We start from the raw sequence: 23,547 nt of genomic DNA on the forward strand, positions 1-23,547 counted from the left end.
AATTTAATTAGATTTCTGAACAATCACCACCTTTGGCTTCGATTTCTGCTTTTGCAGATACAGAAAACTTATGTGCGGTAACACTCAATTTAGCTTTTAGCTCACCTCTACCAAGGATTTTAACTAGTTCACGATTACCTAATAAACCATTTTGACGAAGGATATCTGGATTTATTTCCGTTAATCCTTTGCGATCAACCAATGTTTGAATAACATCCAGGTTTACTGCTTTATATTCAACACGGTTTATGTTATTAAAACCATATTTTGGAACACGTCTTTGGAGCGGCATTTGCCCTCCTTCAAAACCAATTTTCTTACTGTAACCAGATCTAGATTTTGCTCCTTTGTGACCACGTGTAGCTGTACCACCGTAACCAGAACCTTGACCACGACCAATTCGACGCTGTCCATGAGTAGAACCTTTCGCTGGCTTTAAATTATTTAGACTCATTGCATTTCTTTTTTTAGATTTTTACTCGACTACTTCAACTAAGTGTTGAACTTTTGCAACCATACCAAGAACTTGAGGAGTAGCCTCTTTCTCTATAACATGATTCATTTTACGTAGCCCTAATGCTTTAACCGTATCTTTTTGTCTTTGCGTACGGTTAATAGCACTTCTTACCAATTTTATTTTAATTGTCTTGTTTGCCATTCTATTTAAATTAACCGTTAAACACTTGATCCATTGATATACCGCGTTGTTTCGCTACAGCTAATGCATCCCTCATTAAAGATAATGCGTCTATAGTTGCTTTTACAACGTTTTGTGGGTTTGATGAACCTTGAGATTTAGCTAAAACATTATGTATTCCTGCACTTTCAAGTACGGCACGCATTGCACCACCGGCAATAACTCCTGTACCTTCAGAAGCGGGTTTGAGTAAAACTCTAGCTCCACTATATTTTCCTTTCTGTGTGTGAGGCACAGTTCCGTTAATAATAGGAACTCTAATTAGGTTTTTCTTTGCATCATCAATCCCTTTTGAGATTGCTTCTGTAACTTCATTTGCTTTACCTAATCCTTGACCTACAATTCCATCTCCATTACCAACCACAACGATTGCTGAGAAACTAAAAGTACGTCCACCTTTTGTTACCTTGGTAACTCTGTTAATACCAACTAACTTATCAACTAATTCTAAGTCGGCTGGTTTAACTCTATTGTTAATTTTTGCTGCCATTTTATTATAGTTTTAATCCTCCTTCTCTTGCTCCATCAGCAAGTGATTTAACTCTTCCATGATACAAGTAACCGTTTCGGTCAAATTTCACAGCCTCTATATTTGCCTTAACTGCTTTTTCAGCAATTAATTTTCCAACAATTTTGGCTTGTTCAATTTTTGGAAGATTTTCACACTCTTTAACGCCTTGTGAAGAAGCAGAAACTAAAGTCTCTCCTTTAAGATCGTTAATAATTTGTGCATAAATCTGCTTGTTACTTCTATAAACTGAAAGTCTTGGAAGTACGTCAGTACCCGTTAAATTTTTACGGATTCTTTTCTTGATTTTAGCTCTTCTAGCTATTTTACTAAATGCCATTTTATTCTTAAATTAAGATTATTTACCTGCTGCTTTACCTGCTTTTCTTCTTACATACTCACCCTGTAAGCGAATTCCTTTACCTTTATATGGTTCAGGTTTACGGAAAGAACGAATCTTGGCAGCTACTTGACCGACTAGTTGTTTGTCAACTGATTCTAAAGTCACGATTGGTGCTTTACCTTTTGCAGTTTCTGCAGATACCTTAATTTCTTTTGGCAATTCGATAACTATTGGATGAGAGTGACCAACCGAAAGGGTTAAAATTTGCCCTTGCGCTGTTGCTCTAAAACCAACTCCTATAATTTCTAATACCTTCTTATACCCTTCCGTTACACCTTCAATCATATTAAAAACTAAGGCTCTGTACAAACCATGTTTTCCACGATGAACTGGCGCGTTTGATTCGCGGTCGAATGTAATGGTGTCCTCTTCTATTTTTACTGAAATAGCTGGATCTAACTCTTGCGTTAGCTCTCCTTTAGCGCCCTTAACAGTAATAAGGTTTCCATCCATTTTTACTTCTACACCACTCGGGATGTTTATTGGGGATTTACCTATCCTTGACATTGCTAATTATTACTTTAAAATTAATAAACGTAACAAAGTACTTCTCCACCTACTTTTTCGGTTTTAGCTTCTTTGTCAGTCATCAACCCTTTAGAAGTTGAGATGATTGCGATTCCTAAACCATTTAAAACACGTGGTAATTCCTTCGAGTTACAATACTTTCTTAATCCTGGTGAAGATATACGCTCTAACTTTGTTATTGCAGGAACCTTCGTTGATGGATTATACTTTAGTGCGATTTTAATTACACCTTGTTTGTTGTCTTCCTCAACTAAATAGTTGGTGATGTATCCTTTTTCAAAAAGAATTTTCGCCATCGCTACTTTAGTTTTTGATGATGGAATTTCAACAATTTTCTTACTTATACTGCTCGCATTTCTTATGCGAGTCAAAAAATCTGCTATTGGATCTGTATTCATATCTTTAATTACTATAGATTACCAACTTGCTTTCTTAATTCCTGGTATTTTACCAGAAAGAGCCATTTCTCTAAATGTTACCCTAGAAAGACCAAACTGTCTCATATACCCTCTAGGACGACCTGTTAAACTACAACGGTTGTGTAATCTTACCTTTGAAGAGTTTTTAGGCAACTTCTGAAGTGCGTCCCAGTCTCCAGCTTCCTTTAAAGCTTTACGCTTTTCAGCATACTTTTCTACTAGGGCTTCTCTTTTGCGCTCACGCGCTTTCATTGATTCTTTTGCCATGTTATTATTATTTGGTGAAAGGAAATTTAAAAGCATCTAACAATGCTTTTGCTTCTTCATCACTTTCTGCTGAAGTAACGAAAGTAATGTCCATTCCTAAAATTTTATTTACTTTATCAATATCAATTTCCGGGAAGATAATATGTTCTTTAACGCCCATATTATAATTTCCACGTCCATCAAATCCTTTTGAAGGAACCCCTTTAAAATCACGCGTACGTGGAAGGGCAATTGATATTAAACGATCAAGAAACTCATACATGTTATCTCCACGTAAAGTAACTTTCGTACCTATCGGCATTCCTTTTCTCAATTTGAAATTGGATACATCTTTCTTTGATAATGTTGCAACAGGTCTTTGTCCTGTGATTGCAGTAATATCTTCGATTGCACCATCAATGATTTTCTTATCAGCTACAGCTTCACCGATACCTTGAGAAACAATAATTTTCTCAAGTTTAGGGATACGCATCACAGATTTAAAACCAAATTGTTTTTTCAAAGAAGGAATAATTTCTTCTTGATACTGTTTTCTAAGTCTTGGTGTATAACTCATTACTTAATTTCTTCTCCTGTTTTTTTAGCGAAACGAACTAGCTTTCCATCTTTGTTCAACTTACGACCAACTTTCGTTGGCTGATTATTGTGAACAAGCATGAGGTTGGAAATGTGAAGACCCGCTTCTTTCTCCACTATACCACCTTGAGGATTTGCAGCATCAGGTTTTGCATGACGTTTAACAACGTTAATACCTTCAACTAAAACACGCTCCTTTTTTCTATCAATTGAAAGGACTTTACCTTCTTGACCACGATGCACACCGCTTATAACTTTTACGGTATCATCGACTTTAATGTGTAATTTCTTTTGCATGATTTACTAATTTAAAGCACTTCAGGTGCTAATGAAACAATCTTCATGTAATTGTTCTCACGAAGCTCCCTGGCTACTGGTCCAAAAATACGAGTTCCTCTCATTTCGTTTGCTTGGTTGAGAAGTACCACAGCATTATCATCAAAACGAATATATGATCCATCTGGTCGACGAATCTCTTTTTTCGTTCTTACTACCACAGCCGTGGCTACTTGTCCTTTTTTGACGTTACCAGAGGGCATTGCGCTCTTGACAGAAACCACTATTTTATCTCCAATAGAGGCATAACGACGTTTTGTACCTCCGAGAACTCGGATACACAATACTTCTTTTGCTCCACTATTGTCGGCTACTGCAAGTCTTGATTCTTGTTGTATCATTTCTTAATGATTATTTGGCTCTTTCTAAAATTTCTACTAATCTCCAATTCTTTGTTTTTGACAAAGGTCTACACTCACGGATTGTAACAGTGTCTCCAACGTTACAATCATTTTTTTCGTCGTGGGCGACAAATTTAGTAGATTTTTTTATGAATTTACCATATTTCTGATGTTTTACTTTTCTTTCTACTTTTATTACAATGGATTTATCCATGGCAACACTAGTAATCACACCAGTTCTTTCTTTTCTTAAATGTTGATTTTCCATATCAAGTCATTTTCTAAATCACCAGCCTAAGCTAGTTTTTTTCTTTTGGTTAACTCTGTATTCAATCTAGCGATCGTTCTTCTCAAAACTTTAATTTGAAGTGGATTTTCGAGTGGTGACACTTTGTGCGTCAAAATCATCTTTTCCATCTTCTCAGTTGAGTTATCGAGGCGATCTTTAAGATCCTCTACAGATAATTGTGTAATTTCTTCTTGTTTCATTTCTCAAATTATTTTCCAGGTACTACATAGTCGTGGCGTGTTACAAACTTACATTTTACTGGAAGTTTTTGTGCTGCCAATCGAAGTGCTTCTTTAGCTACATCATAAGAAACACCATCTGCTTCGAATAAAATTCTACCTGGTTTAACAACGGCTACCCAGTGACTAGGTGCACCTTTACCTTTACCCATTCGAACCTCTGCAGGTTTGGAAGTAACAGGCTTGTCTGGAAAAATACGAATCCAAACTTTTCCTTCACGTTTCATGTATCTTGTAACAGCGATACGTGAAGCTTCAATTTGTCTGGATGTAATCCATGCTGGCTCCATGGTCTTTAAACCAAAAGATCCGAAAGCAACGGTACTTCCTCTTTGAGCAAGTCCAGTGTTTCTACCTTTTTGAGCTTTTCTAAACTTTGTTTTCTTTGGTGATAACATCTTTCAGTACGTTTTAAGTGTTCAACTTATTTTTTCTTTCTTTTAGCACCTCCACGACGATTTCCACCTTTCTTTTGAGATTCTAACCCAATGTTTGGTGATAAATCACGCTTTCCAAAAACTTCACCTTTACAAATCCATACCTTGATACCGATACGACCGTAAGTGGTGTGTGCTTCTGATAATGCATAGTCAATATCAGCTCTAAAAGTGTGCAAAGGCGTTCTACCGTCTTTGTACATTTCTTCACGTGCCATTTCAGCACCATTTAAACGACCTGATATTTTCACTTTTATTCCTTCAGCTCCCATTCTCATTGTAGAGGCTACAGCCATTTTAATTGCTCTACGGAAAGAAATACGAGCTTCAATTTGACGCGCAATGTTATCAGCAACAAGATGAGCATCCAATTCTGGACGTTTGATCTCAAAAATGTTAATTTGAATTTCTTTGCTTGTCAATTTTTTAAGCTCTTCTTTAAGCTTATCCACTTCTTGACCACCTTTACCGATAATCACTCCTGGGCGTGATGTATTAATCGTTACAGTAACCAATTTAAGTGTTCGTTCAATAATAATCTTAGAAATACTCGCACGAGATAAACGCGCATTTAAGTATTTTCTAATTTTATCATCTTCAACAATTTTATCCTTATAGTCAGAACCTCCATACCAGTTAGAATCCCAACCGTGGATGTACCCTAATCTATTTCCTATTGGATTAGTTTTTTGTCCCATTTCTTAATTTTTAACTCCGTCCACAACTATACGTACGTGGTTGGATCGTTTTCTAATTCTTGCAGCTCTACCTTGAGCTCTTGGTTGAATTCTTTTAAGCATCCCTGCTTGAGATACTTCAATAGTTTTAACAACTAATTCTTCTTCTTCCAAGCTTTTGTCTTCATTTTTGATTTCCCAATTCGCTATCGCTGAACGCAATAAAGTGGAAAGACTCTTTGAAGCCTCTTTAGGATTATGTTGCAATATATTTAATGCCTTATTTACTTCAACTCCACGAATAAGATCAGCAACTAATCTCATTTTACGAGGAGCGATAGGAGAATTTTTCAACGACGCAAAAGCAATTGATTTATTATTTTCCTTCCTTTCTTCGGCTTTTAATCTTTTTCTAGCACCCATGTTACGAAGTTTTTAATTATCTTCTTTTGTCTTTTTTATTACCTGCATGTCCTCTGAAGTTACGCGTTGGTGCGAATTCTCCAAATTTATGCCCTACCATATTCTCAGTTACATAAACAGGAATAAATTTATTTCCATTATGAACTGCTATTGTAAACCCTACAAAATCAGGAGTAATCGTAGAGGCACGAGACCATGTTTTAATTACACTTTTAGACTTTGAGGTTTGTGCTGCCTCAACTTTCTGTACTAATTTATAATGTACGAAAGGAGGTTTTTTTAATGACCTACTCATATCCTATTTCTTTCTTTTCTCGATGATAAACTTATCTGAATATTTCTTTGGTGAACGCGTTTTATATCCTTTTGCAGGAATACCATTACGCGAACGTGGATGACCACCAGCGTGACGACCTTCACCACCTCCCATTGGGTGATCGATTGGATTCATCACAACACCTCTAACACGCGGACGACGGCCTAGCCATCTTGTCCTACCAGCTTTACCAGAAATCGATAAACTATGGTTGTGATTAGAAACAGAACCTATTGTTGCTAAACAACCAATAAGTACCATACGAACTTCACCTGATGGCATTTTTAAAATACCATACTTTCCTTCACGGGCGATTAATTGCGCTGAAGTACCTGCACCTCTTGCAATAATACCACCTTTACCAGGTGTTAATTCAACATTGTGAACCACCGTACCTAATGGAATATCAGCAATATACATTGCGTTCCCCGTTTTTGGTGTAGCATCTTTTCCAGAAACAACAGTATCTCCCACCGCTAGGTTTTCTGGAGCAATAATGTAACGTTTCTCTCCATCCTTGTAATAAAGTAAAGCGATATTCGCCGTACGATTAGGATCATACTCAATTGATTTAACTGTTGCAGGAACACCTTCTTTATCTCTTTTAAAGTCGATAACACGGTATTTCTGCTTGTGACCACCACCTAAATAACGCATTGTCATACGTCCAGAATTATTACGTCCTCCTGATTTCTTGTGAGAAGAAATCAAAGACTTTTCTGGTTTAGAAGAAGTGATCTCAGCATAATCACTGATGAGTTTGTGTCTTTGCCCTGGAGTTGTAGGCTTGAATTTTTTAAGACTCATTTCTTTAATTAATTAAACATTAGTAAACAGATCAATCGTCTCTCCTTCAGCAACTGTAACAATAGCCTTTTTAAGACGTTTATTACGTGCTTCAACGATACCTTTGTTAGTAAACTTAACAGAGGGTTTTCCACCGCCATAATTCATCGTACGTACAGCGTCAACTGTAACACCGTAGATGCTCTCGACAGCCTTTTTAATTTCTATCTTATTTGCCGTTGGATCAACAAGAAAAGTAAAACGATTATTCATTTCACTGTCTAATGTTGCTTTTTCGGTAATAAGAGGTTTTTTTATAATTGTGTTCATCACCAATTAGTTTAAAATCTTTTCAATAACATTAACTGCATCTTTTGCAATTACAATTTTCTTAGCATTTAACACATCGTAAGTGTTAAGTGAATCAGCAGAAACTACTTTTGTATTCTTAATATTCTTTGCTGATAAGTATACATTGTCGTTTTCATTTCCAACAACGAATAATACTTTTTCACTATCCAATTTCAACGCTGTTAAAACAGATTTAAACGTTTTGGTTTTCGGTGTGTCAAACTTAAGACCATCCAAGACCATAATACTATTTTCTTTTGCTTTTAAAGACAAAGCTGAACGTCTTGCAACTCTTTTCAACTTTACATTTAAATCAAAACGATAGTTTCTTGGACGAGGACCGAATGCACGACCACCACCTCTAAAAATTGGACTCTTAATAGAACCTGCACGGGCAGTACCTGTTCCTTTTTGTTTTTTAATCTTTCGAGTACTTCCAACGATCTCAGATCTTTCTTTAGACTTGTGCGTACCTTGACGTTGATTAGCCAGGTATTGTTTTACGTCTAAATATATTGCGTGATCATTTGGCTCAATTCCGTAAATTGAGTCAGCAAGTGTTACCTTGTCTGAAGTAGCTTTTCCTTTTGTATCTAATACTTTTGTTTCCATTACTTCTCAATAATTACAGTTGAACCTTTAGCTCCTGGGATAGAACCTTTAACTACGATAATATTTTTATCTGCAAGTACCTTTAGAACTTTTAAGTTTTGGATAGTTACACGCGTATTCCCCGTTTGACCAGCCATCTTTTTACCCTTAAAAACTCTTCCCGGTGTTGAGGCCATACCAATTGAACCCGGTGCTCTAAGCATACTTTGCTGACCATGTGTTCTTTCTGAACCTCCAAATCCATGTCGTTTAACAACACCTTGGAAACCTTTACCTTTAGTAGTTCCAGAAACATCAACAAACTCTCCTTCTTTGAAGAAGTCTGCTTTTAATTCCTCACCTGCTTTTAGTTCTTGTTCAAAATTACTAAATTCAAATAACTCCGCTTTTGGAGTTGTTTTTACTTTCTTAAAGTGACCTTTTAGAGATTGCGGCGTGTTTTTTTCTTTACGCTCTCCAAAACCTAATTGAACAGCATCATAACCATCTCTGTCACTTGTCTTAACTTGTGTTACTACACAAGGACCAGCTTCTATCACTGTGCATGGTGTTGCCTTACCCTCGACACTGTAGACACTAGTCATTCCGACTTTTCTTCCAATAATTCCTGGCATTCTTTACTTTATTATAATTAAACTTTTATTTCTACGTCTACACCACTTGGTAACTCCAAACGCATCAATGCATCAACTGTTTTTGATGATGAACTATAAATATCTAACAAACGTTTGTAAGAACATAGTTCAAATTGCTCACGTGCCTTTTTGTTAACGTGTGGTGATCTTAATACAGTATAAATTCTCTTGTGTGTTGGTAATGGAATTGGTCCACTTACTACCGCACCTGTTGTTTTAACTGTTTTTACAATTTTCTCAGCTGATTTATCAACTAAGTTATAGTCGTATGACTTTAATTTTATTCTTATTTTTTGACTCATTCCTATTAAATTATGCGGTTACATCACCTTTTACTTTAGCGATAACTTCATCTGCAATATGTTTTGGACAAACATCATAATGAGAAAACTCCATTGTTGATGTTGCACGACCTGACGATAATGTTCTCAACGTTGTTACATATCCAAACATTTCCGAAAGTGGAACGGTTGCTTTAACAACTTTTGCTCCTGAACGATCATCCATTCCTTGCATTTGACCACGTCTTCTATTCAAATCAGCCACTACATCACCCATATTTTCTTCTGGAGTAACAACCTCCAATTTCATAACAGGCTCTAGTAGTTGAGGACTTGTTTTAGGTATTGCGTTTCTGTACGCCATTTTCGCAGCTACCTCAAACGATAGAGAATCAGAATCGACAGCATGGAAAGATCCATCAATCAATTCAACTTTAAGAGAATCCATTGGGTAACCAGCTAAAACACCATTCTTCATAGCAGTTGCGAAACCTTTCTCAACTGATGGAATGTATTCTTTTGGTACGTTACCACCTTTTATACTGTTAATAAATTCAAGTCCTTCTTTTTCTTCGTCTTCCTGTGGGCTAATTTTTACTACTATATCAGCAAATTTACCACGACCACCAGATTGTTTCTTATAAGTTTCTCTGTGATCAACTGGCGCTGAAATTTGTTCTTTGTAAGAAACCTGTGGTTCACCTTCATTTACTTCAACTTTAAACTCACGTTTTAATCTTTCAATTAAAACCTCAAGGTGCAACTCACCCATTCCAGAGATTATCGTTTGTCCTGAATCGTCATCAGAAGAAATTTGGAAAGTTGGATCTTCCTCAGATAATTTATTTAAACCAACTGATAATTTATCAACATCAGCTTTTGTTTTTGGTTCAATAGCAATTCCAATAACAGGGTCAGGGAATTCCATAGACTCCAATACGATTGGACTTTTTTCATCACACAAAGTATCTCCTGTACGGATATCTTTAAATCCTACTGCTGCTCCAATATCTCCACATTCTAATACATCAATAGCATTTTGCTTACTTGAATGCATTTGGAATAAACGTGAAATACGTTCCTTTTTAGAAGTACGTGTATTAAATACATAAGAACCAGCATCAATTTTACCAGAGTAAGTTCTAACGAAACACAAACGACCTACGAATGGATCCGTAGCAATTTTAAATGCTAAAGCAGACATCGGTTCTTCTAAAGATGGCTTTCTAGCCTCAACCTCTCCGGTATCCGGATTAGTACCTTCTATAGCTTCAACATCTACAGGAGATGGTAAGAATGCCATAACTGCATCCAATAATGTTTGAACACCTTTATTTTTAAAAGCAGATCCACACATTACAGGAGTAATTGACATATTGATTGTAGACTTTCTAATTGCTGCAATCATTTCTTCTTCAGAAATAGAATTAGGATCTTCAAAGAATTTTTCCATCAAAGCATCGTCAGATTCTGCTACTGCTTCAATCAAATGGTTTCTATATTCTTCAACAGATTCTTTCATGTCTTCTGGTATATCAACCTCAGACCATGTCATTCCTAAATCCTCTTCATTCCAAACAAAAGCTTTGTTGACAATTAAATCAACAACTCCTTTGAAAGTATCTTCAGAACCAATTGGTAATTGAAGTGGAACTGGCTTTCCTCCTAATCTATCAGTAATTTGTTTTACTGTTCCTAAGAAGTCTGCACCAGCACGGTCCATTTTATTAACAAAACCAATTCTTGGAACACCATACTTATCAGCTTGTCTCCAAACTGTTTCAGACTGAGGTTCAACACCTGATGAAGCACAGAATAATGCAACAGCACCATCTAAAACACGTAAAGAACGCTCAACCTCAACTGTAAAGTCAACGTGCCCAGGAGTATCAATAATATTGATCTTGTATTCTTTGTCTAAATATGTCCATGAAGCTGTTGTTGCAGCTGAAGTAATCGTAATACCTCTTTCCTGCTCTTGCTCCATCCAGTCCATTACAGAAGCGCCATCGTGAGTTTCACCTAATTTATGACTAATTCCTGTATAATAAAGAATTCGCTCCGTAGTTGTGGTCTTCCCAGCATCTACGTGCGCCATAATTCCGATATTTCTTGTATATTTTAAATCTCTTTTTGCCATAACTCGATTTTAGAATCTGAAATGAGAGAAGGCTTTATTTGCCTCTGCCATTCTTAACGTATCTTCTTTTTTCTTGTATGCTCCACCTTCTTCTTTTGAAGCAGCAATAAACTCATTAGCTAAACGCTGAGCCATTGTTTTTTCGTTTCTCTTACGAGAGAAAGATATCATCCACTTCATTGCTAAAGATTGTTTTCTTCCTTCACGCACTGGTGTTGGAATTTGGAAAGTTGCCCCTCCAACTCTACGGCTTCTCACCTCAACACTAGGAGTAATATTCTCAATCGCTTTTTTGAAAACATCTAAACCTTTCTCATCTTCTAATTTTTGCTCAACGATATCAATCGCATCGTAAAAAATTCTAAAAGATGTGTTTTTCTTACCATCCAACATCAAGTTGTTAACAAACTTTGTTACTTGAACGTCGTTAAACTTTGGATCTGGTAAGATCTCAATTTTTTTCGCCTTTTTTCTTCTCATGACTTACGTTTTATTTTTTAGGTTTTTTAGCACCATACTTAGAACGACGTTGTGTTCTACCCTCTACACCCGCGGTATCTTCTGCACCACGAACGATATGATATCGAACACCAGGAAGATCTTTAACTCTTCCTCCTCGAACCAATACCATCGAGTGTTCTTGAAGGTTATGACCTTCCCCACCGATGTAAGCATTGACTTCCTTACCATTTGTTAAACGTACTCTGGCTACTTTTCTCATAGCAGAGTTAGGCTTCTTAGGTGTAGTGGTGTACACACGTACACATACTCCTTTACGCTGCGGACAAGAATCAAGTGCTGCGGACTTGCTTTTTCTCACCGGCGCTGTTCTTCCTTTGCGAACTAACTGTTGAATAGTTGGCATATTTTCACATTAAATTTTTACAATAAATAATTACCTCAAAACTACTTTGAGGGGTGCAAAAATAAATATTTAATTTTAGAATCCAATAAAATCCGAATAAAAGTTGCTGATTTTTAACAAAGAGGTGTTAATTGTTTTTCTTTTTGGCTCAAATAAGCCGTATAGTGGTAAATCACACAAAATCAATTTTCAATAAATATTTCATTCACTTGCATGTATCAAGATCCTTTTTGATTTAATGAGGAATATGTTAAATCTAAACCCACAAAATTAGCTGAAAAATCCAAAGATGGTTAAAGGTTATTTCTATCTTTGTTTTATGAATTATTTAGAAGGTTTAAACGAAAGTCAATTAAATGCTGTAAAAAATATTGACGGCCCCATGATGGTGATTGCAGGTGCTGGTTCTGGTAAAACACGTGTTCTTACCTACCGTATTGCACATTTGATGCGTCAAGGAGTAGACTCCTTTAATATTCTTGCACTAACTTTCACCAACAAGGCAGCAAAGGAAATGAAAGAAAGAATCAATTCAATCATTGGCGGTAATGAATCAATGAACATAACTATGGGTACTTTCCACTCCGTTTTCGCTAGAATCCTTCGTTATAATTCTGACAAGCTTGGTTACCCTTCAAACTTTACCATATATGATACGCAGGATTCAAGAAGTTTGATTAAAATGATTGTTAAAGAATTTGGTTTAGATGACAAAGTATATAAAGCAAATGCTGTTCATGGTAGAATATCAAGTGCTAAAAACAATTTAATATCACCACAAGCCTACGAAGCCAATGTTGAAATTGTAGGCGAAGATAGAATGGCTAAAAAACCAGAAATATTCAGAATTTATAAAGAATACGTAAAGCGTTGCTTCCAATCTGGCGCAATGGATTTTGATGATTTGCTATATCAAACCAATGTCTTACTTAGAGACTTCCCTGATGTTCTTCATCACTATCAACAAAAATTTAAATATATTTTAGTGGATGAGTACCAAGATACCAATTACTCACAATACTTAATTGTTAAGAAATTGGCAGCCGTTTATGAAAACATTTGCGTAGTTGGTGATGACGCCCAAAGTATATATTCTTTTCGTGGTGCAAATATCGAAAACATACTTAATTTCAAAAAGGACTATCCTGACTTTAAGATGTTTAAATTGGAGCAAAATTACAGAAGTACCAGCAATATAGTAAACGCTGCAAATAGTATAATTAAGAGAAACAAAGATCAGATAGAGAAAGATGTTTGGACAGACAATAGTGAAGGCGGTAAAATAAATGTTATCCGATGTCTAACAGATAACGAAGAAGGGCGAGTGATTACCAATAGAATTTATGAAATCAAGCAACGAGAAAGTATAGACTATAAAGATTTTGCGATTTTATATAGAACCAATGCACAATCCAGATCTTTTGAGGAATCTTTAAGAAAACTTAATTTACCTTATAAAATATATGGAGGTTTATCTTTTTACCAACGAAAAGAAATTAAAGATTTAATTGCCTACTTCCGTTTATCAGCAAATGAGAAAGACGAAGAAGCCCTCAAAAGAGTTATTAATTACCCCAAGCGTGGTATTGGAAAAACCACAATGGACAATATTATCTTGGCCGCGCGACAATATGACGTTGCTGTTTGGGATGTAATATCAGACTTTAATAGATATCCTGTATCGATAAACGCGGGAGCTAGAAATAAAATATCTCAATTTGTTACCAAGATTCAGAGTTACGCAATTCAAATGGAAAAAACACCCGCATACGAATTGGCCAACAATATTGCTCAATCTTCTGGTATTTTAAAGAATCTTTATGACGATAAAACGCCTGAAGGAGTTGCACGGTATGAAAACATACAAGAGTTATTAGCGGGTATTAAAGAATTTTCTGTTCAACAGGAAGAGAAAGATGAAGTAGGTACATTGAGTGACTTTCTTATTGATGTCGCTTTATTAACAGATGCGGATCAAGAAAAAGAAGAAGATAAAAATACCATAACTTTAATGACAATACACGCGTCTAAAGGATTGGAGTTCCCTCATGTATTTATTGTAGGATTAGAGGAAAATCTATTCCCTTCTCAACTATCATTAACATCGAGAACGGAATTAGAAGAAGAAAGACGATTGTTTTACGTTGCTTTAACACGAGCAGAAAAATCATGCACACTATCTTATGTAGTTAGTCGATATCGTTGGGGACAGTTAGTAACCGCCGAGCCAAGTCGATTTATTGACGAAGTAGATCAATCATTTGTAAATGTTGAAAATGAAGTTCGCGGTCGAAGTGGTGGAAAATCATTAAGCGGATATAAGCGTCCTTCTGATAACAGAACTTCAGGATTTGGAATGATGGGCGGAAAGAAAAAACGCAACTTAACACCATTGGGAAAATCGAGTTCAACACCTCCTTCAAAAAAAGGTAATGCGTCTGGTGGGACAACAGAAGAGTTAAAAGTGGGTTATAACGTTGAACATGCTAGATTTGGAAAAGGGAAAGTAACAGCTATCTCAGGAACGGGAAGTGATAAAAAAGCGAGTGTATTCTTCCCAAGAGTGGGAGCTAAAACTTTAATTTTAAAATTTGCTAAACTAACTGTTCTTGAATCTTAACCCGAATTATTCACCAATCTTAAAGTTTAAGAATGTTAACATCTGTAAGTCAGTATTTTAACTGTATTTCCTGTAAAATTTGAGAAACCCATTTTTGGGTATTTGTGTATTTGTAAGATTTTGATTTAATTTTGATCTATTCGTCGTTACAAGCCCCGCGAAATATACATATATTACTTTAGGTCTTGTGCCTAGAATAGATTTAAAATTAAATGCATGAACCGAGCCTGCGAGCTCAACGACTAAAGGAGTTAATAATCCGGGTTAACATTGCTTCTTTAACCCACTTAGTTTAGTGCTTGATTAGTTAATGATTTGCAACCTATTAATCCGTTGTAAATAATTAAAATATAGCTAATAAAATTATCTGTACAGAGTTTGTCTCATTGATAGACTGAAAAATGAAATCAGACAATCAAAACAGATTAGGATTATTCACCCGACATTATGGGTGGATGTATATATCTCCTTGTCTGTTTATATCATAGAAAGTGTACTTAATAAATCATTTATTAATAATCTGTGGCATAGATAAGTTATTATTAAACCGAGTAAGAGGATGTCAAGCGTTTGAAATGTCAACACGGTCAATCTGGCTTTGCGTAACATTTCAACTCATATTTTTTAACCCTGTCATTCCATCCACCTTTAAAAACTGGCTCTTAATCAGTTAGAGTTTTTTTTAACAGTAATTCATGCAGAAAATGAAAGACATATAAATGAATTTCTTCTATACTTTCTTAAATCGATAAAGATCATTAGAAAATGTTAGCAATTAGGGAATTTCCCACCCATCAATTAGAATTTTAAATACATCCATACTGGCTTTATTTCCTTGTAGTCGATATGTAGAAATCATTGCCTGCTTGAATTTAGGATAATATTTAAAGAAAATATCATTGTTTACGGTGTTGAAGTTAGGTCCTAAATTCACGGGATCTGTCCAAGTATCCCCAATGTTTTCAGTCACATAAACATCATAACCTCCAAATCCTTTTCTGCTATCCGAAGAAAAGAATAAATATCGATTGTCTGGTGTAATAAAAGGTGTTGTTTCATTACCAGTGGTATTGACTGTCATTGGTAGTTTCTTAGCCTCTCCCCAACTTCTTCCATCTTTATAAACAACATATATATCGGATTTAGATTTTTTTCCATCTCGATCACTCACAAAATACATTGTATTTCCATCAGCAGTCAAAGTTGGTGCGCCATCAAAAAAAGAGGTGTTGATACTCTTATTTTTAATTGGCCTAGGGGTTGACCAACGGTCTTCCTTCGTTCTTTCAGAAACACAGATATCAGAACTTCTCGTTTTCTTTTTCACATCCAATATAGAAGTATTAACAGTCAAATAAGCTGTATTTCCATCTGGAGAAAGGTGACTTATAGCGTCAAAACCTTCTGAATTTAATCGTTTAAGATCGTTACTTGGCGTTCCCCAATCTCCAATTTCATCGTCCCATTTAGAAAGGTATATATCTTCAAAGTATCGTTGATCACCTGGGTTTAAGTTACCTCCTTTTGTATCTGGTCTTCTCGAAACATAAAAAAGTTCCTTGCCATCATCAGAAAGTACTGTACTGTAATCATCATATCCAGAATTTACATTATCGTTGAGTAAAATCCGATCAAATTTGTTTTCGGCATCCTTATGTTTAATTGCATAATCAATTTCATCTAAATTCTGTTTCAAGTTGTATGCATTTTTTTTAGCAGTAGACAATTGTATTTCAGCTAATTCATAATTCCATCTTGCACTGTCCAAATAATTTTGTCGATGATAAGCCTTTCCTATCAAATAAAAAACATCTCCATCTGTTGCTTCACTAAGTGATTCTGCAATTTTAGCGTATTTTAATGCGTATCCATAATTATCCAAATTGTAATGCGCCTCACCTATCCAATACGCTGCTCTGTAACTATACTTATCTCTTACATAAGCTTCTCTAAACCTTCTCAAAGCATCTCTTGTTCTTCCTTCGTTAAAAGCTTTTTTTCCTTCTTCCACTAAGTATAAAGCGGCTGTTCTATCAATAATAGAAGAGCTTGAGTCAGTAGGCAAAGGATTAATATTTGAATGCGCCCCAAGACTAATGTTTGACATTAAAAAAATGAGACTGAAAAGGGTAAAAGTAGATTTCATAATCTTAAAATGCTGTTTATGTATGAAGAATATAGTTCTTAGATTCTCTCAAAATTAATTTACGAATATACAATAATCCTTCCAAATATAAAAAAAGAGAATCAATGAGCGTCAAAAAATGAGAAATCTTTATCAGTAAAATGAATACTATTGTTTTATATCTGAAATATCGTCTATTTCTCTAAGCGCATGTTCATTTCTACTCAAATCTACAAGGTCGTCCATAGCGATAGTAGCCGCAACAATAGTTAAAATAGGTGCAATAGAAGCTAACATCCACATTAGGAATTGAAACAAAACAGTGCCCATAATCGTAAACGGATTATCTAAAAACCCTTCAAAGCTTAACATTTTACCTAAATCAACAGGAACAAGAATAAAGATTGAATATACACTTCCTATTGCTATTGCAAGGCCACGGTGTCTGCGTATAAAGTGAATGCTTTGATCAATATCTAACCTTCTACGCTCATTTACATAATCGATAAAACTAAATCCGTAGTAGAAAAATCCAATTGCAAAGGTTAGGTAAAAGAAAGGAGAATGATGAACCTCTTCCCAGCCAACTGCAGAGACAATTAGTATGAGCAAGAAGAAGATATATTCATACATAACATTCCTCATCGCAATACGGACACCTCTTTTTACATCATGCATTGTTTGTTGCAAACTAAAAGGATAGGTATTGGAAGTTAGCTTTTTTTCAACAATCTGGGAAATAACTGATAGCATTGGTGAGAGTAAAACCACAACAATATACTTCGCAAACTTCATCAAGATCAACCCAATTGAAATGCTCAACAACAATTTAAGTAAAAACCAAATTGTTTCATTCATATTGGTACACACAAGACAACCCTCATTAGCAGACCAATCAGATTGCCAATGCGCAAACTGACTTCCCACATAATAAATAAGCAACATTAAAAGCGCAGGAATCGGCAAAAACCAATACAGTTTATGCTTCTGTATAAAATGAATGGCTTTCCAATAGCTTTTAATTCCCAATATGAAATGTTGAATAAATTTCATGAATACATTTTAATAATGATCAAAAATAACAATGTAGTAGGAATTCAAAACGGTATTCTTACAAAATAAGTATCTTTGCCTTTTTAAATATTCAAAAATAGGAATAATGGAATTAAATGCGCTAAATGCAATCACCCCAATTGATGGAAGATACAGAAGAAAAGTAAAAGAATTATCACCTTACTTTTCAGAATTTGGCTTGATCAAGTATAGGGTTTTGGTAGAAGTTGAATATTTTATTGCATTGGTTAATAGCGGCATTCAACCGTTATCAGATTTTCCAAAAGACAGATTTTCAGATTTAAAAAAAATCTATGAGGATTTTACGGAGTCTGATGCACAAACGATAAAAGATACAGAAAAAGTTACGAATCATGATGTTAAAGCGGTTGAGTATTTTGTAAAAGATAAACTCGAAGCACTAAACCTTTCTGAATACATTGAGTTTATTCATTTTGGTCTTACCTCTCAAGACATTAATAACACAGCTGTTCCATTATCTATGAAACATGCTATTGAAGAGATATACCTTCCAGAATTGAATGGTTTAATGAACATTCTTGAAGATTATGCTAAAAAATGGGCTGATATTTCTATGCTTGCTAAAACACATGGGCAACCAGCATCTCCAACACGATTAGGAAAAGAAATTCTTGTTTTTCATGAAAGGTTAGATATTCAAAAAAAGCAATTATTGTCAATTCCGTTTTCTGCTAAATTTGGTGGAGCAACAGGGAATTTAAACGCACATCATGTTGCTTTCCCTAATCATGATTGGGCAGGTTTTGCTAATCATTTTGTTAGTCACCATCTTCAGTTAACAAGAAGTCAAACAACAACTCAAATTGAACATTACGACAATATTGCAGCACTTTTTGATGCAATGAAAAGAATCAATAGTATTATTATCGATTTGAATAGAGATATGTGGACGTATATTTCCATGGACTATTTTAAACAAAAGTTAAAAGAAGGTGAAGTTGGATCAAGTGCAATGCCACATAAAGTAAACCCAATTGACTTTGAAAATTCGGAAGGAAATTTAGGGATTTCGTCTGCAATCTTAGCTCATTTAGCTGGCAAACTACCTATTTCTAGATTGCAACGTGACTTAACTGACTCAACAGTACTAAGAAATGTAGGTGTTCCATTCGGGCATACGTTAATTGGTTTTAAATCAACACAAGTTGGATTGAAAAAATTATTGCTAAACGAAAAAGCCTTGTTTGAAGATTTAGAAAATAATTGGGCAGTAGTAGCAGAAGCAATTCAAACTATTTTACGACGTGAAGGTTTTTCCAAACCCTATGAGGCATTAAAAGGCTTGACACGAAAAAATGAGAAAATAACTCAAGCGACTGTTCATTCATTTGTAGATACACTTTCTGTGAGTGATGCAATAAAAGCAGAATTAAAAGCTATAACTCCACATAATTATACCGGAATATAGAACGTATTATTACATACACTAAAAGAAAATGGTGAATAATCCGGGTTAATGAAAGCCTTTAGGTGTTCTATTCTTAAAGAAACCGATGTTTCAAAATTTCTTAGACTCAAAAAGAATCTTCTTTTCGCAAACCAGTTTATTGTTTGTCTCAAATGTTTTATATTCGTGAGGAACTAAATAAAGTCTTAATGCTTAAACATGGATTACACATACTTTCTTTTATCATAATGTGCAGTGTTCATTTCAATCTTTTTGCTCAAGCCATTAAAGATTACGAACACATTTCAATTTATTTTGGAGAACATACAAAAGCAAATGTAATTGGCCTAGAGCGGACTTCTGACAACCAGCTTTTATGTATTCAAAAAAAAACTTCCTTCTTTTCTCTATTTAGCAAGAAAAATGCGAAATTCTCTTTTGATTATATTGACAACTACCATTTACCAAAATCTCGACCAATTAAGTTTTTCGGTAATGGAAATAAAACACAATTAGTTGACTTCAGTTTGTTGAAAAATCGTGTGCTAGGTGTTTCCATCAGTACTCAATTTTTAAAAAATAAAGCGCAAGTATACTATCATTATATCGACCCAAGTGTTACCACAAAAAACAACCATGGTTTTGCATTAGAGGGTTTTGATTTTGATTATAAGAAAATCGATCCTTCACGTTTATTCCTAGTAGAAAACTACAATCAAGAATATGCAACATTGATGTATTTTTCAAATGATAGAAAAGAAGACTTCACAACCATTAACTATGCATTAATTAACAACAATTATTCTACAACAACTCAAAGAACTTTTGCAGTGCCTTATGTGAAAAATGCATTTTATCCTTTAGACTTTATTGTAATTAATGACAGTAGTCAATTATTTTTCTCCGCTCATTCAGCAAATAGTCAATTGAATAATATCTTAAATAAAAATAAGTATTTTGATAAAATCGTCGCAACACAAATTAAAAATGATGAATTAAATGAATGGGTATTTCATCTACAAAACAAATATCTAGTCTCAGCAGAAACAAAAGTGAATGAAAACGAAATCTTGATTTCAGGATTATACACCTCTTTTATTGATGGAAAAATTGAAGGAGCTTACTTCTCTAGATTTGACTTTGAAGGCAAACTTTTAGCAGAACATTTCATGCCTTATCCCAATCATATTCTCAATTATATTAATCAAAAAGAATTAGAAGCAATCTCCGATAATTATGGCACAACTGAAGAACAAAAAATGTATGAAGTTATTGACTTTATAGAAATTGACAATCACTACTTATTAACAACAGAATTTAATGCAAAGGAGTACCGTTATGGGGGAACAGATGCGCCAGGAACCACCAATATTGTGGATACGTATTATTGGAAAACACATATTTTAGTATCTAAGTTTAATCGACAAGGACAATTGCTATGGTGTCAACTCGTGCCAAAAATCCAAAGGTCCATTAACGATTACGGCTATCATCTTTCTGCTTCAACGTATTGTGACACCTCCAACTACCATCTGTTTTTTAATGATTCGAAAGCTAACTATAACGAAGAAGGAGCATACAACAAAGTTAGGGAACTTCCTAACAGAGCACAATTCAACACCTCACTAAATACAATCGCACACATTAAAATAAATATAAAATCGGGACAAATGATGCGAAAATCAATTATGGAACGTGAAGAAAGCAAAACCATTTTTGTTCCACAATTATCGACCTCTTTTACGAATACACAAGTACAAATGATCATTGGTAGAAAAGGTAAAAAGTATAGTCTTGGCAGCATCACCTTCCGTTAAATAAATCGTCGGTATCCTTTAATTATTAAATTATCGTTTAGTCCTATAATCTCAATGTTCTTTTTATTTTTGTGTTATGTATTCAATAAAATTCGTCATTAAAAGTCACTTCACCTCTTTATTCTTTCTTGCTGTGATTTGCATGCTTAACACCAATCATGTCAACGCACAACGAGACGCAACAAAGGCCGTAGCTACGCCTTATGTGAGTGTTCAGTACGGTTTAAACTGGACAGGCGGTGACTTAGCTGATCGTTATGGGCTAACAAATGCAATCGGTTCTCATGCAGGGTATAAAACAAAGCGCAATTGGATATATGGAATTGACGGAAACTTCTTTTTCGGAAATGATGTGAATATCCCTGGATTACTTCAAAATTTAAAAGATGAAGCAGGCCAAATTATTAACACATCGGGTGAAAAATCAATTGTCCTTTATTTCAATAGGGGATTTAACGTCAATTTATCGGTAAGCAAAATCTTACCTATTCTCAATCCAAACCCTAATTCTGGAGTAATGATTCAATTGACCGCAGGCTATTTATGGCATAAATTGAGAATTGAAACACAAGAAGATGAAGTTCCGCAACTTCAAGGAGATTACCTAAAAGGTTATGATCGATTGACAATAGGTTTGAATACTTCTCAATTTTTAGGATACAGCTACATGGCAGACCGTGGAATCTTGAATTTTTATGCAGGCGCATATTTCCAACAAGGTTTTACAAAAAATCAAAGAGATGTATTTTGGGATCACCCCAATGAAAAAGTAGATAAAGATTTACGCATAGAACAGATGATAGGTTTTAAAGTTGGATGGTTAATCCCTATATACAAACGCCAACCTAAAGATTATTATTACAATTAAGTTATGCTTTATAACCTTGCCATATTTATTTACGGAATCTTAATGCGAATTGGCGCTTTGTTTAATGAGAAAGCAAAGAAATGGGTTCTTGGAAGAAAAAACTTATGGTCGACATTACCCAATATAAATAATCGTAAGGTAATCTGGTTTCATTGTGCTTCATTAGGAGAATATGATCAAGGAAAACCAATAATGGAAGCTTGGAAAAAAGAGCATCCAAAAGACTTTTTGCTCGTCAGTTTTTTCAGCCCTTCTGGATACGAACACATCGCTAAACAATCAATCGGAGACTTTACGTGTTACATTCCCTTAGACACAAAAAAGAATGCGAAGCGGTTTATTGCACATTTTAATCCCAAAAAGGTATTTTTTATTAAATATGAGATCTGGAATAACCATTTAACGGTTGCTAAAGAAAATGGAGCCGAGCTATTTTCAATCAGTGCTGCATTTCGGAAAAACCATCGGTATTTTAAATGGTATGGTGGAACATTTAGAAAATCACTTTTCTTATTCGACCATATTTTTGTACAGAATGAAATGAGTAAAAAGCTACTCAATCAAATTGGAATTTCAGAGGTTACCATTTCTGGTGACACTCGGTTTGATCGCGTAATGCAAAGAGCAGCTAAATCAGCGGAAAATAAAATTATTGCTCCTTGGGCAAATCAAGAATCAATTTTCATTGTAGGCAGTTCCTGGCCAGATGATGAAGAAATAATTATTCCATACATCAATGACTTCAAGATAAAATCGAAAGTTATTATTGCGCCTCATGAGGTAGATCAGAAGCACATTACGCAAATTGAAAGTCAACTAAAAGTAAATTATCAATTATACACGAAACTTCTAAAAGGTGAGGAATTAAAACAACATACCCAAGTAGTAATTTTGGATTGTATAGGTGTTTTGGCCGAAGTCTACAAATATGGAGAAATAGCTTATGTAGGCGGTGGTTTTGGAACAGGTTTACATAACATTCTTGAACCGGCGGCTTTCGGACTTCCAGTAATCTTTGGACCTAAACACGAGAAGTTTCCAGAAGCTCAAATATTCATTGATAATGAAATAGGTAGAAGCTGCGATGAAAACAAGTCTTTTTACAAAGCATACCTATCCTTTAAAAAGGATAAATTGGAAAATCAAGTTCTAACATTTATGGAGTCACAACGTGGCGCCACTTCAATTGTTATGAAGCATTTTCTTGCGTCAAAAGGATAGATCATCATTCGTCAACTTCGTCCGATTATATACCTTCAACAATTACACGTAAGATTCTTATAGATTAATTAGCCGTGCTCAACTTTATCCACTCGAGAAGCCTTAGGTTTTACCCACTATTGAACGAAAGAACAAGGAATGCTTAGCTTTTTTAATGAATTTCTATTAAAATAATTACGCATTAGATTGATAACACGAACAATTTAAATAAGCACCAAAAAAAGAATCAAAAGTGAGTTTCAAAAAAAATCCTTCAGATAATTACCTGAAGGATTCAAAATAAATATT

The 23,547-nt window shown here is 34.9% G+C and carries 31 protein-coding genes; 5 read left to right on the forward strand and 26 right to left on the reverse strand.

Going from position 1 to position 23,547, the window contains the following annotated elements:
- Positions 1 to 7: 7 nt before the first annotated feature.
- Genes rplO through rpsL form a run of 24 tightly spaced genes read right to left on the reverse strand, consistent with a single transcriptional unit; the run spans position 8 to position 12,126 of the window.
- On the reverse strand, positions 8 to 454 hold the full coding sequence (gene rplO, locus CW751_RS06405) for a 50S ribosomal protein L15 (protein WP_101334175.1): 447 nt from the start codon (positions 452 to 454) through the stop codon (positions 8 to 10).
- Positions 455 to 475: 21 nt separating this feature from the next.
- Complete coding sequence (gene rpmD, locus CW751_RS06410; protein WP_101334176.1) at positions 476 to 658, reverse strand: 50S ribosomal protein L30; 183 nt, start codon at positions 656 to 658, stop codon at positions 476 to 478.
- A gap of 10 nt (positions 659 to 668) precedes the next feature.
- A complete protein-coding gene (rpsE, locus tag CW751_RS06415; RefSeq protein ID WP_101334177.1) occupies positions 669 to 1,187 on the reverse strand; it encodes a 30S ribosomal protein S5 in 519 nt (172 codons plus the stop codon).
- A 4-nt stretch (positions 1,188 to 1,191) separates the two neighbouring features.
- Positions 1,192 to 1,545, reverse strand: coding sequence for a 50S ribosomal protein L18 (rplR, locus tag CW751_RS06420; RefSeq protein ID WP_101334178.1), 354 nt, complete (start codon positions 1,543 to 1,545; stop codon positions 1,192 to 1,194).
- Between the two features lie 18 nt (positions 1,546 to 1,563).
- Positions 1,564 to 2,115, reverse strand: coding sequence for a 50S ribosomal protein L6 (gene rplF, locus CW751_RS06425; protein WP_101334179.1), 552 nt, complete (start codon positions 2,113 to 2,115; stop codon positions 1,564 to 1,566).
- Positions 2,116 to 2,135: 20 nt separating this feature from the next.
- A complete protein-coding gene (rpsH, locus tag CW751_RS06430) occupies positions 2,136 to 2,534 on the reverse strand; it encodes a 30S ribosomal protein S8 (protein WP_101334180.1) in 399 nt (132 codons plus the stop codon).
- Positions 2,535 to 2,552: 18 nt separating this feature from the next.
- Positions 2,553 to 2,822: a 30S ribosomal protein S14 gene (gene rpsN, locus CW751_RS06435; protein WP_101334226.1), complete on the reverse strand. Its 270-nt coding sequence runs from the start codon at positions 2,820 to 2,822 to the stop codon at positions 2,553 to 2,555.
- 7 nt (positions 2,823 to 2,829) lie between these two features.
- Positions 2,830 to 3,378, reverse strand: a complete 549-nt coding sequence (rplE, locus tag CW751_RS06440) for a 50S ribosomal protein L5 (RefSeq protein ID WP_101334181.1) — start codon at positions 3,376 to 3,378, stop codon at positions 2,830 to 2,832.
- Positions 3,378 to 3,695 (reverse strand): 50S ribosomal protein L24, encoded by a 318-nt coding sequence (gene rplX, locus CW751_RS06445; protein ID WP_101334182.1) that lies wholly within the window; start codon positions 3,693 to 3,695, stop codon positions 3,378 to 3,380. The genes rplE and rplX overlap by 1 nt, the downstream gene beginning before the upstream one ends.
- Before the next feature lie 11 nt (positions 3,696 to 3,706).
- Entirely contained in the window at positions 3,707 to 4,075 is a 369-nt protein-coding gene (rplN, locus tag CW751_RS06450; protein WP_101334183.1) for a 50S ribosomal protein L14, read from the reverse strand.
- A 10-nt stretch (positions 4,076 to 4,085) separates the two neighbouring features.
- Positions 4,086 to 4,343: a 30S ribosomal protein S17 gene (gene rpsQ / locus CW751_RS06455; RefSeq protein ID WP_101334184.1), complete on the reverse strand. Its 258-nt coding sequence runs from the start codon at positions 4,341 to 4,343 to the stop codon at positions 4,086 to 4,088.
- Between the two features lie 26 nt (positions 4,344 to 4,369).
- Positions 4,370 to 4,564 (reverse strand): 50S ribosomal protein L29, encoded by a 195-nt coding sequence (gene rpmC / locus CW751_RS06460; protein ID WP_101334185.1) that lies wholly within the window; start codon positions 4,562 to 4,564, stop codon positions 4,370 to 4,372.
- A gap of 8 nt (positions 4,565 to 4,572) precedes the next feature.
- A complete protein-coding gene (gene rplP, locus CW751_RS06465; protein WP_101334186.1) occupies positions 4,573 to 5,001 on the reverse strand; it encodes a 50S ribosomal protein L16 in 429 nt (142 codons plus the stop codon).
- A 26-nt stretch (positions 5,002 to 5,027) separates the two neighbouring features.
- The gene (gene rpsC / locus CW751_RS06470; RefSeq protein ID WP_101334187.1) at positions 5,028 to 5,738 is read right to left on the reverse strand and encodes a 30S ribosomal protein S3; all 711 of its coding nucleotides are present in this window, start codon (positions 5,736 to 5,738) and stop codon (positions 5,028 to 5,030) included.
- Between the two features lie 3 nt (positions 5,739 to 5,741).
- The gene (rplV, locus tag CW751_RS06475) at positions 5,742 to 6,140 is read right to left on the reverse strand and encodes a 50S ribosomal protein L22 (protein WP_101334188.1); all 399 of its coding nucleotides are present in this window, start codon (positions 6,138 to 6,140) and stop codon (positions 5,742 to 5,744) included.
- 16 nt (positions 6,141 to 6,156) lie between these two features.
- A complete protein-coding gene (gene rpsS, locus CW751_RS06480) occupies positions 6,157 to 6,435 on the reverse strand; it encodes a 30S ribosomal protein S19 (RefSeq protein ID WP_101334189.1) in 279 nt (92 codons plus the stop codon).
- 3 nt (positions 6,436 to 6,438) lie between these two features.
- The gene (gene rplB / locus CW751_RS06485; protein WP_101334190.1) at positions 6,439 to 7,263 is read right to left on the reverse strand and encodes a 50S ribosomal protein L2; all 825 of its coding nucleotides are present in this window, start codon (positions 7,261 to 7,263) and stop codon (positions 6,439 to 6,441) included.
- A gap of 12 nt (positions 7,264 to 7,275) precedes the next feature.
- Entirely contained in the window at positions 7,276 to 7,572 is a 297-nt protein-coding gene (rplW, locus tag CW751_RS06490) for a 50S ribosomal protein L23 (protein ID WP_101334191.1), read from the reverse strand.
- A 6-nt stretch (positions 7,573 to 7,578) separates the two neighbouring features.
- Complete coding sequence (gene rplD, locus CW751_RS06495; RefSeq protein ID WP_101334192.1) at positions 7,579 to 8,205, reverse strand: 50S ribosomal protein L4; 627 nt, start codon at positions 8,203 to 8,205, stop codon at positions 7,579 to 7,581.
- Positions 8,205 to 8,819, reverse strand: coding sequence for a 50S ribosomal protein L3 (gene rplC / locus CW751_RS06500; RefSeq protein WP_101334193.1), 615 nt, complete (start codon positions 8,817 to 8,819; stop codon positions 8,205 to 8,207). The genes rplD and rplC overlap by 1 nt, the downstream gene beginning before the upstream one ends.
- A gap of 17 nt (positions 8,820 to 8,836) precedes the next feature.
- Complete coding sequence (gene rpsJ / locus CW751_RS06505) at positions 8,837 to 9,142, reverse strand: 30S ribosomal protein S10 (protein WP_101334194.1); 306 nt, start codon at positions 9,140 to 9,142, stop codon at positions 8,837 to 8,839.
- A gap of 10 nt (positions 9,143 to 9,152) precedes the next feature.
- Complete coding sequence (gene fusA, locus CW751_RS06510) at positions 9,153 to 11,261, reverse strand: elongation factor G (protein ID WP_101334195.1); 2,109 nt, start codon at positions 11,259 to 11,261, stop codon at positions 9,153 to 9,155.
- A gap of 9 nt (positions 11,262 to 11,270) precedes the next feature.
- On the reverse strand, positions 11,271 to 11,741 hold the full coding sequence (rpsG, locus tag CW751_RS06515; protein WP_101334196.1) for a 30S ribosomal protein S7: 471 nt from the start codon (positions 11,739 to 11,741) through the stop codon (positions 11,271 to 11,273).
- A gap of 10 nt (positions 11,742 to 11,751) precedes the next feature.
- Positions 11,752 to 12,126: a 30S ribosomal protein S12 gene (gene rpsL, locus CW751_RS06520; RefSeq protein ID WP_101334197.1), complete on the reverse strand. Its 375-nt coding sequence runs from the start codon at positions 12,124 to 12,126 to the stop codon at positions 11,752 to 11,754.
- A gap of 319 nt (positions 12,127 to 12,445) precedes the next feature.
- Between rpsL and CW751_RS06525 the strand changes: the two genes are divergently transcribed.
- Entirely contained in the window at positions 12,446 to 14,746 is a 2,301-nt protein-coding gene (locus tag CW751_RS06525; RefSeq protein WP_101334198.1) for an ATP-dependent helicase, read from the forward strand.
- A 775-nt stretch (positions 14,747 to 15,521) separates the two neighbouring features.
- Here CW751_RS06525 and CW751_RS06530 read toward each other — a convergent pair.
- Both CW751_RS06530 and CW751_RS06535 read right to left on the reverse strand, forming a co-directional pair.
- Complete coding sequence (locus tag CW751_RS06530) at positions 15,522 to 16,853, reverse strand: PD40 domain-containing protein (RefSeq protein ID WP_165779233.1); 1,332 nt, start codon at positions 16,851 to 16,853, stop codon at positions 15,522 to 15,524.
- A gap of 186 nt (positions 16,854 to 17,039) precedes the next feature.
- Positions 17,040 to 17,924 (reverse strand): EI24 domain-containing protein, encoded by an 885-nt coding sequence (locus tag CW751_RS06535; RefSeq protein WP_101334200.1) that lies wholly within the window; start codon positions 17,922 to 17,924, stop codon positions 17,040 to 17,042.
- Between the two features lie 106 nt (positions 17,925 to 18,030).
- On the opposite strand from CW751_RS06535, the gene purB reads away from it, so the two are divergent.
- The 4 genes from purB (at position 18,031) to CW751_RS06555 (ending at position 23,259) form a co-directional block, all read left to right on the forward strand.
- Positions 18,031 to 19,374: an adenylosuccinate lyase gene (gene purB, locus CW751_RS06540; protein ID WP_101334201.1), complete on the forward strand. Its 1,344-nt coding sequence runs from the start codon at positions 18,031 to 18,033 to the stop codon at positions 19,372 to 19,374.
- 188 nt (positions 19,375 to 19,562) lie between these two features.
- Positions 19,563 to 21,170 (forward strand): hypothetical protein, encoded by a 1,608-nt coding sequence (locus CW751_RS06545; protein ID WP_133122145.1) that lies wholly within the window; start codon positions 19,563 to 19,565, stop codon positions 21,168 to 21,170.
- Between the two features lie 76 nt (positions 21,171 to 21,246).
- On the forward strand, positions 21,247 to 22,038 hold the full coding sequence (locus CW751_RS06550; RefSeq protein WP_133122146.1) for a hypothetical protein: 792 nt from the start codon (positions 21,247 to 21,249) through the stop codon (positions 22,036 to 22,038).
- 3 nt (positions 22,039 to 22,041) lie between these two features.
- A complete protein-coding gene (locus CW751_RS06555; protein WP_101334204.1) occupies positions 22,042 to 23,259 on the forward strand; it encodes a 3-deoxy-D-manno-octulosonic acid transferase in 1,218 nt (405 codons plus the stop codon).
- Positions 23,260 to 23,547 lie beyond the last annotated feature (288 nt).

The sequence above is a fragment of the Brumimicrobium salinarum genome (assembly GCF_002844555.1).
GTDB lineage: Bacteria > Bacteroidota > Bacteroidia > Flavobacteriales_D > Crocinitomicaceae > Brumimicrobium > Brumimicrobium salinarum.